This window comes from Duncaniella sp. B8 (assembly GCF_005304985.1).
Classification (GTDB): domain Bacteria; phylum Bacteroidota; class Bacteroidia; order Bacteroidales; family Muribaculaceae; genus Duncaniella; species Duncaniella muris.
In genome coordinates this window covers 1,748,010-1,762,518 of record NZ_CP040121.1, presented here as the reverse complement: position 1 = coordinate 1,762,518, position 14,509 = coordinate 1,748,010, and the positions used below count along the sequence as shown (strand labels likewise).

General features: G+C 56.0%; 7 protein-coding genes. All 7 read left to right on the top strand.

The window, feature by feature from the left end; all coding sequences use genetic code 11:
- Positions 1 to 3 precede the first annotated feature (3 nt).
- The 7 genes from FDZ78_RS07610 (at position 4) to FDZ78_RS07580 (ending at position 14,501) form a co-directional block, all read left to right on the top strand.
- Entirely contained in the window at positions 4 to 1,908 is a 1,905-nt protein-coding gene (locus tag FDZ78_RS07610; RefSeq protein WP_136408344.1) for an ATP-dependent DNA helicase RecQ, read from the top strand.
- Positions 1,909 to 2,172: 264 nt separating this feature from the next.
- Positions 2,173 to 5,325, top strand: a complete 3,153-nt coding sequence (locus tag FDZ78_RS07605) for a TonB-dependent receptor (RefSeq protein ID WP_107031124.1) — start codon at positions 2,173 to 2,175, stop codon at positions 5,323 to 5,325.
- A gap of 12 nt (positions 5,326 to 5,337) precedes the next feature.
- On the top strand, positions 5,338 to 7,014 hold the full coding sequence (locus FDZ78_RS07600) for a RagB/SusD family nutrient uptake outer membrane protein (protein ID WP_136408343.1): 1,677 nt from the start codon (positions 5,338 to 5,340) through the stop codon (positions 7,012 to 7,014).
- Between the two features lie 10 nt (positions 7,015 to 7,024).
- Entirely contained in the window at positions 7,025 to 8,500 is a 1,476-nt protein-coding gene (locus FDZ78_RS07595) for a glycan-binding surface protein (RefSeq protein WP_136408342.1), read from the top strand.
- A gap of 25 nt (positions 8,501 to 8,525) precedes the next feature.
- Positions 8,526 to 10,910 (top strand): endo-1,4-beta-xylanase, encoded by a 2,385-nt coding sequence (locus FDZ78_RS07590; RefSeq protein ID WP_124075662.1) that lies wholly within the window; start codon positions 8,526 to 8,528, stop codon positions 10,908 to 10,910.
- A 215-nt stretch (positions 10,911 to 11,125) separates the two neighbouring features.
- The gene (locus FDZ78_RS07585; protein WP_136408341.1) at positions 11,126 to 12,850 is read left to right on the top strand and encodes a DUF5597 domain-containing protein; all 1,725 of its coding nucleotides are present in this window, start codon (positions 11,126 to 11,128) and stop codon (positions 12,848 to 12,850) included.
- The gene (locus tag FDZ78_RS07580; RefSeq protein ID WP_240740362.1) at positions 12,843 to 14,501 is read left to right on the top strand and encodes a sialate O-acetylesterase; all 1,659 of its coding nucleotides are present in this window, start codon (positions 12,843 to 12,845) and stop codon (positions 14,499 to 14,501) included. The genes FDZ78_RS07585 and FDZ78_RS07580 overlap by 8 nt, the downstream gene beginning before the upstream one ends.
- Positions 14,502 to 14,509 lie beyond the last annotated feature (8 nt).

Genomic DNA, 14,509 nt, shown 5'->3' with positions numbered 1-14,509 from the left:
CCGATGCCGCTTTCAGTACTGAAAAAATACTGGGGCTATGACGCATTCCGCCCCCTCCAGCGCGAGATCATAGACTCAGTGCTGGAGGGGCGCGACACTCTCGGCCTGCTCCCCACCGGAGGAGGAAAGTCGATCACCTTCCAGGTGCCGGCCATGCTCCTTCCGGGCCTCACCGTAGTGGTCACTCCGCTCATCTCACTGATGAAAGACCAGGTAGACAACCTGCGCCAGCGCGACATCAGAGCCGTCCACTTCCACTCCGGGCTGACCCGGCGCGAAACCGAGCTGAACCTCACCCGCTGCCGCCTCGGCAAAGCCAAACTCGCCTACCTCTCGCCAGAACGTCTTCAGAACGACAGCTTCATGGCCGAACTCCGGGCCATGACAGTCAGCCTCATCGTGGTCGACGAAGCCCACTGCATCTCTCAGTGGGGCTACGACTTCCGCCCATCCTACCTCAAGGTAGTGCGCCTGCGCGAGATCGTAGGCGAAGAAGTCCCCATCCTCGCGCTCACAGCCTCGGCCACCCCTGAAGTCACAGCCGACATCATGCGCGCCCTCCGCTTCAGAGAGCCCAAAGTCTATGCCCGCAGCTTCACCCGCGACAACCTCTCCTACATAGTCCGCTATGCCGACTTCAAGGAGAACACCCTTCTGCGTGTGCTCCGCGCCACCACCGGCTGCGGCATAGTTTACGTACGCTCCCGCCGCCGCTGCCGCGAGATAGCCGATCTGCTCAGACGCGAAGGCATCAGCGCCGAATTCTACCACGCCGGCCTCGATCCGGAAGAAAAAGATCTGCGGCAGAACCTCTGGAAAGAAGACAGCGTCCGCATAATGGTGGCCACCAACGCCTTCGGCATGGGCATCGACAAACCCGACGTGCGCACCGTGGTGCACTACGACCTCCCCTCATCTCTTGAAGAATACTATCAGGAAGCGGGAAGAGCCGGACGCGACGGCCGCGAGTCATTCGCCGTGGTCATAGCATCGCCCAGAGACAAAGCCACCCTCAGCCGCCGCCTGAGCGAAAGCTTCCCCGACAAGGAATTCATACGCCACATCTACGAACTGGCCGGAAACTTCCTCGGCGTAGCCGTAGGCGAAGGCTACGGAATGCTCTATGAATTCAACTTCGACCTCTTCTGCCGCACCTACTCCCTGCCACCCGCGCCGACAAGGAGCGCGCTGACTCTTCTGAGCCGCGCAGGCTACTTCGAATACATCGACGAGACCACCTCGCGCTCGCGCCTAATGGTAATCATGCGCAAAGACCAGCTCTACGACCTTGAGCTCACGCCCGATGCCGAAGAAGTGTTCCAGTGCGTGCTGCGCAACTACACGGGGCTCTTCGCCGACTACGTCTACATCAGCGAGCTTGTCATAGCCCGCTCCACCTGCCTCTCGTCAGAGCGGGTCTACCAGGCGCTGCTTTACCTCGGACGCATCCATGCCGTCCACTACGTGCCGCGCCGCACCACACCTTATATATATTACAGCACCTCGCGCGAACTTCCGAAACATGTGATAATGCCCCTGGAAGTCTACGAGCGCCAGTGCGAACGCATGGCCCTGCGTCTCGAAGCCATGAAATCATTCGCATTCAACACCTCGGAATGCCGGGTCAGAGGCATGCTGCGCTATTTCGGCGAAAGCGATGCCCAGGACTGCGGCAAATGCGACGTGTGTCGCAGCCGCCGGAAGAGCGCAGACACACCTGAAACCACCCGCAGCCTGCGCGAAAGCATTGTCTATCAGGCCTCTCGCGAGGGAGGATGCTCTGTCGAAACCATCATCTCCAACTGCCAGGGTCCGCGCGAGCAGACCATACAAACCATCCGCGACCTTGCCGACAAAGGCATTGTCAGGATCGACGGGCACACAGTGATAGCGGCCAAAATACAATAAGCCCCCGAATTTCCAACAATATGGCTTCTCCGGACTGCACAAACCCGATTTTTTACATTTGATTTCAAAATTTGCGTTTTTTATCCTATTTATTATATTTTTTGCCTTCACACCGACTTTTTGACTAAAATTTTCGGTTATTTTTGCTAAAATTTATTTGCAAAATAGATTAATTCCATATCTTTACAGGTAGTTGATTCACTACTGACCAACCAAAGCAAACCAATATTCTTACCTTTAATCCATCAAAACCATTTTCATTTCATGAAGTGCACAGTAACCTATCTCAGGTCCATAGTACTATGGCTCGTCTGCATGACTCCGCTATGGGCCTTCTCCCAGAACATCACAGTGACGGGAACCGTGCAGGATGAAGCGGGCGATCCGCTCATCGGCGCGACAGTGCAACAGAAGGGCTCCGGCAACGGCATAGCAACCGATGTTGACGGCCATTTCAAGTTGAGTCTTCCCAAAAACGCGACACTAGTTGTTTCCTACGTGGGCTACACCACCCAGACAGTAGCAGTTGACGGACGCACAAACCTGACAATCGTCCTTAAGGAAGACTCCGAAGTTCTTGACGAAGTAGTGGTTGTAGGCTACGGACAGATGAAACGCTCCGACCTCACCGGCTCAGTCACCTCCGTAGGCGAAGACGCCGTAAAGAAATCAATCGCCACCAGCGTCGACCAGGTGCTCCAGGGCCGTGCGGCCGGTGTGCAGATCCAGGCCAACTCCGGAACACCCGGCGCCTCGACCTCAATCCGCATCCGCGGTATCAACTCGCTCAACGCCACCAACCAGCCGATCTTCGTGATTGACGGCGTGGTGATCGACTCCACAACTGACGACGAGACCTCCAACCCTCTCAGCTCGATCAACCCCTCTGACATCGTGTCAATGGACATCCTCAAAGACGCATCGGCAACCGCTATATATGGTTCGCGCGCGTCAAACGGTGTGATCATGATCACCACCAAGCGAGGCAAGGCCGGAGAAGCCACCGTCACCTACGACATGTATCTCGGCTGGCAGGAAATGCCCAAGAAATATGACCTGCTCAACCTCCGCGAGTATGCCGAGCACCACAACTACCGTGCGGAATACATCAGCTCCGTTGACCAGAGCGCAGCCTTCATCCGTCCCGACCTGTTGGGCAAGGGCACTGACTGGCAGGACGAACTTTTCCGCAAGGCTTTCATGATGAACCACAGCATCTCAGTGTCAGGCGGCAACGACAGAACCACCTATGCTTTCTCAGGCGGCTATCTCGACCAGGAAGGTATAGCCCACGGCTCAAGCTTCCAGCGCTTCTCACTCCGCTCCAACCTCGACACCCAGATCAAGAGCTGGCTCAGAGGCGGAGTGAACTTCTCGTTCACAGACTCCAAACAGGTTGTAGGCACTGACAACAACACCATCATCAGCGCCCTCATCCAGCAGCCAACAGTCGCAGTCACCTCGCCCGACGGCTCTTTCGACGGACCGGACGACGTCTGGATGCCTGACAACCCCGTCGGCCTCGCCTCCATAATAACAAACAAAAACAAGAAAACCAACTTCCGCTTCAACGGCTATCTCGAAGCAACCCTCTACAAGGGCCTGACCCTCAAGACCGAAATCTCAGGCGACTACAACCTCAACAAATACTACTACTACATGCCGGACTACACCTTCGGCATCAAAACCCAGGACATCCGCACCTCACGCTGGACCAAGACCGACACCAAATACTGGTCATGGCGCAACATTCTCAACTACAACAATACCTTCGCAGGCAAACACAGCATCAACCTCATGGTAGGCCAGGAAGTCTCGAAAAGCTATTGGGAAACACAGGTGGGCACAGCCACAGGATTCCTCAACAACACCACTCCTGACCTCTCGGCAGGCGACATCAGCGCCTCGACCACAACCGGTTCGAGAAACATCAACACCCTCGCCTCATTCTTCGGACGCGCATTCTACTCGTTTGACGACCGCTACCTCCTGACAGCCACCATACGCCGCGACGGCTCGTCGAAGTTTGCCGACGGTGAAAAATGGGGATGGTTCCCCGCCGTGGCCCTCGCCTGGCGCGCATCTCAGGAAAGCTTCCTCCGCGACGTGCAGTGGCTCTACAACGCCAAACTCCGTCTCGGCTGGGGTAAGACCGGTAACCAGAACGTGACTGACTACGCCTACATGGCCCTCCTCGCCAACAAAACCACCCCGTGGGGCGTAGGCGTGCTCACCGGCAACACCGCCAATCCAAAACTCACCTGGGAATCAACCAGCTCCTACAACCTCGGTGTAGACTTCGGAGTACTCCAGAACCGCATCGAACTCGTGGCCGATCTCTACTACAAAAAGACCGACAACCTCCTGCTCCAGCTCCCGCTCCCCGGCTTCCTCGGATCTGCCGGCCACGGCGCAGCCAGCAACCCCTGGGGCAACGTCGGCTCTATCGAAAACAAGGGTATAGAACTCACCCTCAACACAACCAACATCACCAACCGCGACTTCACCTGGACCTCAAACGTGGTCTTCTCGCTCAACCGCAACAAAGTCAAGTCACTTGACACCGCCAACTCCTCGATCGAGAAAACCTATCAGCCAAGCTCTACCAACTACATCGTCACCAAAACAGTAGTAGGCCAGCCCATCGGCCAGTTCTGGGGCTACAAAGTGATAGGCCGCTTCGACAAGCCCGAAGACTTCTACTACCACGACGCCGCAGGCAACCTGCAGCAGGTAGCCATCCCCGAAGGCAACACCATAGCCCAGAGCTCAACCTGGATCGGAGACTACATCTTCGAGGACCGCAACGGCGACGGCAAGATCAACGCCGAAGACTGCACATTCATCGGCAACCCCGAACCCAAATTCACCTGGGGCTTCGGCAACACTTTCAACTACAAAGGCTTCGACCTGAACGTCATGTTCTCAGGCGCCTACGGCAACAAGGCACTCAACCTCACCCGCATGCGCATCGAAGACCCGCGCCAGAACTCCAACATACTGCGCTCGTCGCTCAACTTCGCAAGAGTAGCCGTCATCGACCCCTCGCTGCCTGACAATGACTACCGCAACCTTCAGGTGGTCAATCCCGGATCGACAACACTTCCAGCCCTTCAGCGCACCGATGCCAACGCCAACTTCACACGCATCAGCGACCTGCTCATCGAAGACGCATCCTACATCCGTCTGCAGAACATCTCGTTCGGCTACACACTGCCCCGCCAGCTTGTCAACAAGCTCTACCTCGACAACGTTCGTGTATATTTCAGCGCCCAGAACGTCTACACCTGGACCAAATACAAAGGTCTTGACCCCGAAGTGGGAGCCATGTACGGCGACGCCCTCATGACCGGCGTAGACTACGGCCGCTACCCCTCTCCGCGCATCTACACGTTTGGTCTAAACGTATCATTCTAACCGAAATCTGCAATGAAAAAAAACATATTGATCTCAGCTGTCCTCGTGGCAGGAAGCCTCTCACTCGCATCATGCGATGACTTCCTGACAACACAGAACACCACACAGGGCAACGACGAAAGCTTCCTCGACAGCGACGCTTCCGTCCTGGCCACCACATCGCCCCTCTACAACTATGTCTGGAACAACTTCAACGATAAGGCCTATTACAGCATGGGCGACGGCCGTTCCAACAACCTGACCGCAAGATGGTCTGACTACATCTTCCCCTACACCAACTTCACGGAAACAGCCCTCTCGCCAGGCCTTGAAGACTCCTGGAACGCCCTCTACTCCGTAGTAGCCCAGTCGAACAACGTCATCAACCGCATCCAGAAATACAGCAGCAGCGCAGTTTCCGACGCCGCCAAGACCCAGGGCATAGCCGAAGCACGCTTCATGCGCGGCCTCGCCTACTGGTACATCGGCTCACTCTGGAACAAAGGCATAATCTACACCAACACAATCGAAGCTTCGGGCAACACCGTCACCCCGGCCCACCGCATGACCGACGTCATTGAATTCGCCATCCGCGACATGGAATTCGCCGCCGCCAACCTCTCGGAAAGCCAGGCCAATCCCGGACGTGTCACCTGCTACAGCGCCTACGGCATGCTCTCACGCTTCTATCTCTCGATGGCCGGTCTGACCACCGACGGCGAGTATGACGGCTCGAACATCGCCACCGACTTCGACCGCGGCACCCGCAACACCTACTATCTCGACCTCGCCAAGAAAGCCGCCCTCAAATGTATCGAAGGCCCCTACCGCCTTCTTGACAACTACGGCGACCTCTTCGCGGTCAAGACCTGGAACAACAATGACGAATCAATCTTCCAGCTCCAGTGGCTCTCAGGATCGACTGACGCCATCGGCTGGGGTGCCAACAACCCGATCTCGTCTTATTTCAGCTGGTCGACAATGGTCGGCGAGACAAACTGGGGTAACGCGACATTTGCCTCGTATGACCTTGTCCGCACCTACGACCCGCAGGACCGCATCCGCCGTCACTACACCATCTGCACCGTAGGCGAAGTATATCCCGACCTCAACACCAAGAACGACGGATATATCTACAACGTGACCGAAGCCGACTACGAAAAGAAATGCAACGTCAAGAAACACGTTATCGGCAAACTTGACGACAACGGCCAGAGCTACCAGCAGTCATCAGGCGTCAACACCTACATGATGCGTCTGGCCGAGGTCTATCTGAACTACACCGAAGCCGCTATGGGCAACAGCGCCTCGACCTCCGACACCGAATATTTCAACCGCGTCCGCGAACGCGCCGGAATGCCACGTCTGGGCACCGTCACCTACTCTGACCTGATCTACGAACGCCGAATCGAATTTGCATTCGAAGGCCTCTTCTGGTACGACCTTCTGCGCCGTTCCTACTATCAGCAGTCAGAAGTGGTCAACTATCTCAACCATCAGGATCGCAACGCCTCCTACGAATGGGATGAGAGCGAAGACTGCCAGTATGCCAAGACTGCTGATGCCGACGACGTATCGACAGCCACTGTGGCCCACCTCACACTTCCGATTTCAGACGTTGACCGCGGCCGCAACCCGCTTTTAGGCAAAGATCCTGTGGTCTACGAATTCGGTCCGCGTGAAATCAACGTTAACGACCTCTTTAAATAATTACGACTCCATGAAAAGTTTAAAATATATCTGGCTCACCGCCATAGTCCTCTTGTCTGTAGGATTCGCCTCCTGCGACAAAGACGATGAATATTTCGATGACAAATATCAGGGCCGCAAGATCGTGATCGAGAAAGTCTTCCTTGAAGACGTGGAATCATCCGTGCCTGACCGCGAAGTCACCTTCGCGCGTCTCGGCCAGATGATCCGCCTCGAAGGCCACGGGTTCATGGGCATGAAGAAAGTCTACATCAACGGCTATGAGACCTACTTCAACCGCGCCTATGTCTCTGACAACTCAATGCTTGTGACTCTCAACACCAAGACCCCGATCACCAATGCCGACGAGAATGTGCGCAACACCATCCGTCTGGTCAAGGACCGCACCGAAACCATCTACGAATTCGAGATTCGCGCCGCCTTCCCGTCCATCACATCGGTCAGCAACACTCTGCCCGGCGCAGGTCAGAAAGTGACTGTCTACGGTTCTTCGCTCCACGAAACCTATCTGATCACCCTCCCCGGCGGCATTGAAGTGACTGACAATATCGAAAACGACCCCGACGGCGAATGGTATTCATTCGTGATGCCCTCAGGTGTCAGCCAGGCAGGCTGCATCACCTCTGACGGCGCCAATGGCAAAGCCCAGTCGCCCGACTTCTTCAACAACCGCAACTGTATGATCCTCGACTTCGACGGCAACGGCGTGCACGGATTCTGGGGCTCGTCAAACAAAGACGAAAACGACAACATCAAGCCCGGAGTCTCAATGATCTATGACACCGACCTCGTTGACGATCCCTTAGGAACCGGCTACGGCAAAGTCTGCCAGCTCATACCCCAGCGTCTGCTCAACGAAGGAGGCATCTCCTCGGCCAAGCCCCGCGCCACCGAAGTCTGGACAACCGGCAACAAGCACGAAACCGAAGACTGGACCCGCATGACCCCCTTCATTCCGGCCACAACACCGCTGACCGAAGTAGCCCTCCAGTTCGAGGTCTACATACCCAACCCCTGGTCACTCACAGGCCAGATTGTGATCACGCTGGTCAACAACATCTCTTTCAGCGGCTACAACGGAGACGAACGCAACTCCAACACATTCTTCTACATCCCCTGGCTCGTCACAGACAATGAAGGCAATCCGGCAAGCATACCCTTCTTCACCGAAGGCTGGACCACCGTCACAGTGCCTCTGTCGGAATTCAACAACTACAAGGCCATTCTTGAAGACAAGGAAGCTGTAGCCCCGACATTCCAGGACGTGATCACCCTGCGCAACGACGCCTCGAACCAGCAGTTCGGCATGGGCTTCGTCAACTCGGATATCGAAGTGACCTACACCAACGACAAGGGCAAAGAAGCAGTGGCCAAATTCCCCTCGGCGCTCTCTACTCAGGAAATCTACATCGACAACTGGCGCATTGTCCCCTACAAGTTTGTCACCATCTCCGACTATCCTGAAGATGAAGAGACTGAAGAATAATTCTTAAATCCAAGAGACCAACATTATGAAACGCAATAAAATAGCATATTCCGCGGCCGCTTTAGCCCTTACACTCCTTGCCTCCGGCTGTGAAGAGCAGATCATGGAATGGAAGCCGGGCGATCCGACCGTGGAAATCTCGGAGATACCTCTCCAGCTCCAGGAGCAGATCATGCTCTATAAACCGATCAAAGACTATGTAGCCCAGTATCATCCCCACCTGAACCTTGCCATCGGCATTGGGGCGGACATGTATCTCAGCGATCCCGACTACAAAGCCGTGGTCGACGAGAACTTCACCGGCATCACCCTTGGAAATGCAATGAAGATGGGCGTGCTGATGAAATCAAACGGCACCCTTGACTTCACAACCGTTGACAAGGTACTCGCCTCGCTTCCGCAGGGCATGAAGTTCTACGGCCACAACCTGCTCTGGCACACCCAGCAGCAGCAGGCCTATCTCAAATCGCTCATCGCCCCCCAGATGGTGCTACCCCCTTCAGGCGACAGCGGCATTGCCAACATCATCACAAACTCTGACTTCGAAAACGGCACACGAACCGGCTGGACCGGCGACGGAGGCCACTACACCATGACCGTGGTTTCTCCAGGCCATGATTCAAACTATGCGGCAAAACTCGAATGCGACGACCAGACCTCTGCCAACTACGACTGCCAGCTCTGGTGGGATTTCAACCTTGAAGAAGGCAAGACCTACGCCTACCGCTTCTGGGCAAAATCGCCTGACAACATTCAGGTTCAGTTCTTAGGCCAGAATTCAAGCTCTTATGACGGTGTTTACTGCGATGTCTTCACTGTCGGCAACGACTGGACACTCTGCGAAGGCTCTTTCGTATATGAACAGTCAAAAGATGTCAACCGCATCGGCATACAGTTCGGCAACTACAAGAACGCCGTGCTCTACATCGACGACTTCGAATTCGGCGAAAAGACAGAAGCTCCGGCCGGACTCTGTCCGAACGGCGACTTCTCAAAAGGAATGGAAGGCTGGACAGCCCAGAATGAAGGCGCAGGAGTGAGTGTCATAGATATGGACGGCACACCTTCGGGCAACAATAAAGTAATGAAGCTCATCTCAAGTGCTGATTCAAAGGAAGCCTACGACCTTCAGGTGCTCAGCCCCGACATGCCTACAATGCCAGGCTCGAAGGTCGAGATATCATTCTTCGTCAAGTCGGAAGGTACAGGCAAAGGCCGCCTGACATTCAAAGGCATGACCAACGAATGGCCCTGGATCAACTGGACCGGCAATCAGTCAAGCTGGGCCGAAGCATTCGAGACATCCGCTGAATGGACGCAGATAAAGTTCGTAATGCAGGACTACAGTTTCGACTTTACCGAAGGTGAATCCATGTGGAACTTCAACCTTGAGTTCGGCTACATCCCTGACATGACATATTATATCGACAACATCGTTGTCACTGATGTCACCGAACAAAGCGCCGCCAAGACCGCATCACGTTCAGGTGTGAGCCGTGCCTCAGGCATCACTTTCATCCCCAAATCGGCCGAAGAGAAGAAAGCAATACTCCTCGATGCTATGGAGACCTGGATCAAGGACGTGATGACCCACATGGGTGACCGCGTGGACGCATGGGACGTGATCAACGAACCTATCGCCGACGGCTACAACAAATGGCGCGGCATCGACAACATCTTCGGCAGCAGCGCCAATGACGGCACTCCCGACTCGGCACCCGTAGAAACCGAGGAAGGCGGACTGAACCTGAACTGGGCCAGCGATGCAGGAAACCAGCACTGGTACTGGGGCTACTACCTCGGCAAGGACTATGCTGTAAAGGCTTTCGAATTCGCCCGCAAACATGCTCCCAACCCCGATGTGAAACTCTTCGTCAACGACTACAATCTTGAGACCAGCCCCGGCAAACTCGCCGCCCTCATCGACTTCGTCAATTACATTGACAACAACGGCGCGCATGTCGACGGCATCGGCACCCAGATGCACGTAAACATCGGCATCACCAAAGAGCAGGTCGACGCCATGTTCCAGACACTCGCTGCAACCGGCAAGCTAATCCGAATCACCGAGCTTGACATCGCATTCGGCGTGGAAGAAGGCAAGGATATCACTCCATCGGCCGAACAGCTGATCCAGCAGTCAGAGGCCTACAAGATGATCCTCACTTCCTATCTGACCAACATCCCCAAGGAACAGCAATCGTCAATCACTCTCTGGTCTCTCTCTGACAACAAGAAAGAGCACGAATACTGGCTCAAGGGCGACGCTCCTAACATCTTTGACAAGGACTATGCCCGCAAGGTAGCCTACAAGGGTGTCTGCGACGCTCTCGCCGGCTTCGACATCGGCGCCGAGTTCTCAGGCGATGCCTGGAAAGACCTCTACCAGAAGGAGGAGACCGAAGAATAATCCCTGATCGCACATATTCTTGACAGAATGCGATAACCCCCTACTCCCGCAGCCGACGGCCAGGCTATTGACCCGGCTGCGGGAGTTTTTCTCTAATGATGTTACATATTGACAAGCATTGGCAACAAATCTCTAAGCCTATTCTTAAGACTGTTTGCTAAATTTGCACTGCCCCCGGTCAGACCATCAATCCATTCTTGCCAGATCATTATCCCATGAAACAAAAGACCTCCTTCTTACTGCTGCTCATGCTGCTGATAGCCTCGGCTGCCGCAATGGCCCGCACTGAATCCCGGCTTGAAAAGCAGGGCTGCGCCAAGAGGCTCATTGTGGACGGCAAACCCTTTATTATTATAGGTGGCGAGGCCGGTAACTCTATGGCCTCCTCGCCCGACGACGTGGCCTGCTGCATGAACGTGGCTCTTCGCCACGGCTACAACACCGTGCTGATGCCCGTGGTCTGGGAACTGATCGAACCGCAAAAAGGAACGTTTGACTTCTCAAGCGTCGACGAAATCATCCGTCAGGCCACCGACAGCCGCCTCAAAGTCGGCATCCTCTGGTTCGGAGCATGGAAAAACTCCATGAGCTGCTATGCGCCTGACTGGTTCAAAAAAGACAGCAAGACCTATCCGAGGGCCCGCACACGTTCGGGAAAACCGCTCGAAATCGCCTCGGCATTCTCCGCAAAAGTGGCTGAAGCAGATGCCGCCGCATTCACCCGCCTGCTCAGCCACATCGCCGAGACAGACACCGCAGGCTCCGTGATCATTCTCCAGATCGAAAACGAGATCGGAATGCTCGAAGACGCGCGTGACCACTCTCCGCTTGCCCAAAAGGAATATGCCAAAGGAGTTCCCGGAGTTCTCACAGCCAGTCTGAACCTCCTGAACCAAAAGAAATCACTTCACCCGCAGCTCCTTGAGAAGTGGCAGGCCGCGGGCATGAAGCAAAAGGGAAGCTGGACCGAAGTGTTTGGCGACGACATATATACCGACGAGATCTTCATGGCCTGGAACTATGGCCGCTATGTGGAAGGACTCGCGCAGATAGCCCGCCGAATATTCCCTACAATGCCGCTCTACGTCAACGCCGCCATGAACTCGCGTGGCCGCAAACCAGGCGAATATCCCTCAGCCGGACCTCTCGCCCACCTAAAAGACATCTGGCATGTCGCAGCTCCGACTGTCGACATTCTCGCGCCTGATCTCTATGACTCAGGCTTCACTGACTGGGTGAGAGCCTATGCTCTGGTTGACAATCCGCTCTTCATTCCTGAAATCAAATGTGCTCAGCCCAATGCGGCTCAGGCCTTCTATGCCGTAGGCGAGCACAAAGCCATAGGGCTCTGCCCCTTTGCCTACAACGGCCGCACATCCCTGTCAGAGACCGCCTATCAGGCCGCCGGCACAGCGGCTCTGCGCAGCCTGACACCTCTGGTCACCGCTCACCTCGGCATGGGGACCATGAACGGCTTCTACTTCGATGCCGACTCGACCGAACGCATACTCCGCCGCGACGGCCTCAGAATCACCGCGCGCCACTACTTCACCCTCCCCTGGGACCTAAGGGCTACCGACGGATCGCCCTGGCCGGCCGCAGGCGGTCTGATAGTCCGCACGGCTCCGATGGAGTATATCGTGGCCGGCTCAGGCCTTGTGCTCACCTTCGAACCGGAGGACAGCGGCACAGCGCCTGAGAAAAAACTCGGCGAAGACGGCTTCCTCGCCTCCGGCTCAGACCGCGGTGCCGAAAAAGAGAGCCGCTGGAAGGGCAAGCGCATCGGTCTGGCATCAGTCAAGGAAATCAGCATCGCCGATGACGGATCGCAAAAGCGCATACGCACCTTCAACGGCGACGAGACCCACCAGGGGCGCCACGTGCGCATCGGGGTCGACGATTTCAGAATACTCCGCGTAAAACTCTATGAATATGAATAAATTACTGATACTGACGGCTCTGCTCGGAGCCGGTTCATTCTGCCAGGACATAAGGGCCGAGGTGAAACTGCCTCAGATAATTTCTGACGGCATGGTGGTGCAGCGTGACCGCCCGCTGACCCTCTGGGGCACCGCCGACCCGGGCGAAAGCGTGACCGTCAGGGTGGTCAAAGGCAAAAGCGCTACAGTCACAGCCGACAGCCTCGGCCGCTGGCGCGCTGAACTCCCCGCGCTAAAGACCGGCAAGACCTACACTCTGACCGTAGCCGACAAGACGGTCAGCAATGTGGCCGTGGGCGATGTGCTCCTCTGCTCCGGACAGTCCAACATGGAACTGCCCGTCAGCCGCGTCACCGACATGTTTGCCGACGAGGTGATGGAATACCGCAATCCCGCCATCCGCCAGTTTCTCGTGCCCAAGGAATTTGATTTCGACGGCGAACGCTCCGACCTGAGCCCCACGTCATGGAAATCGATAGACGATGACGTGATGGGCTTCTCGGCCCTCGCCTACTTCACCGCCAAGGCCCTCAACAGCCGCACCGGGCTCCCGGTAGGAATCATCAACGCCTCATGGGGAGGCACCCCGGTCGAGTCATGGATCTCCGAAACGGCCATGAGCGACTATCCCTACTATCTGAACCAGAAAGCCGTCCACAGCTCCGAAGCCTACCGCACTGCCCTGAAAGAGCAGGAGTGGCGCAACTATCAGGCCTGGAATTCGGTGATTGATGCCGCCGACCCCGGACTTGCCGGCGCTGCAAAGTATTACTCCCCCGCCCTTGACGACAGCGACTGGCAGGAAACCGATCTCTTCTCCACCTCATGGACCTCTGACGGCATGACGCCGGCCAACGGCTCACACTGGTTCCGCAAAACCGTCGATATCGACGCCTCACATGCCGGAAAAGCAGCCACTCTGCGCCTGGGCTGCATTGTCGACGCCGATTCTGTCTGGGTCAACGGCCGGCTTGTCGGCTTCACCACCTATCAGTATCCTCCGCGCATCTACCCGATTCCCGAAGGCCTGCTGAAAGAGGGCGCCAACACTATAACCGTGCGCCTAATCTCGCAGAACGGCGCGCCGCATTTCGTGCCTGAAAAACCCTATAAAATCATCTTCGGTGACCGCCCCTATGCCGTCTACGGCCGCACATATCCCGATGAAATCTCGCTCGAAGGCCTCTGGCGCTACCGCAAGGGCGCACCCATGCCCGCCGGACCGGCCATGATGTTCTACTGCTACATCCCCTGCGTGCTCTACAACGCCATGATCGCGCCCGTGATCAGCTATCCTGTCTGCGGAACTGTCTGGTATCAGGGAGAGTCAAACGTGAGCCGCAGCAATCAGTATCCGGCCCTGCTCGAAACCATGATAGCCGACTGGCGCAAGGCCTCAGGCAATGCCGGAATGCCATTCTACATCGTTGAGCTGGCCGACTTCCTCCACGAGTCTGACCGTGGAGGCCGCGCCGCCTGGCAGACTATGCGCGAGCGGCAGGCCCAGGTGGCCGACGAGACTCCCGGCGTCAGCCTCATCAGAAATTCCGACCTGGGCGAGTGGAACGACATCCATCCGCTCGACAAAAAGACCCTCGGCAATCGCGTGGCCGAAAAAATCCTCTCAGAAAACAATAACAGACCTTTTTAAAATCCAAT

What these genes read in the sequence shown, in the direction of transcription:
- FDZ78_RS07600 (WP_136408343.1), top strand. Translation starts at nt 5,338, where the DNA reads ATGAAAAAAAACATATTGATCTCAGCTGTCCTCGTGGCAGGAAGCCTC.
- FDZ78_RS07610 (WP_136408344.1), top strand. Translation starts at nt 4, where the DNA reads ATGCCGCTTTCAGTACTGAAAAAATACTGGGGCTATGACGCATTCCGC.
- FDZ78_RS07580 (WP_240740362.1), top strand. Translation starts at nt 12,843, where the DNA reads ATGAATAAATTACTGATACTGACGGCTCTGCTCGGAGCCGGTTCATTC.
- FDZ78_RS07595 (WP_136408342.1), top strand. Translation starts at nt 7,025, where the DNA reads ATGAAAAGTTTAAAATATATCTGGCTCACCGCCATAGTCCTCTTGTCT.
- FDZ78_RS07590 (WP_124075662.1), top strand. Translation starts at nt 8,526, where the DNA reads ATGAAACGCAATAAAATAGCATATTCCGCGGCCGCTTTAGCCCTTACA.
- FDZ78_RS07585 (WP_136408341.1), top strand. Translation starts at nt 11,126, where the DNA reads ATGAAACAAAAGACCTCCTTCTTACTGCTGCTCATGCTGCTGATAGCC.
- FDZ78_RS07605 (WP_107031124.1), top strand. Translation starts at nt 2,173, where the DNA reads ATGAAGTGCACAGTAACCTATCTCAGGTCCATAGTACTATGGCTCGTC.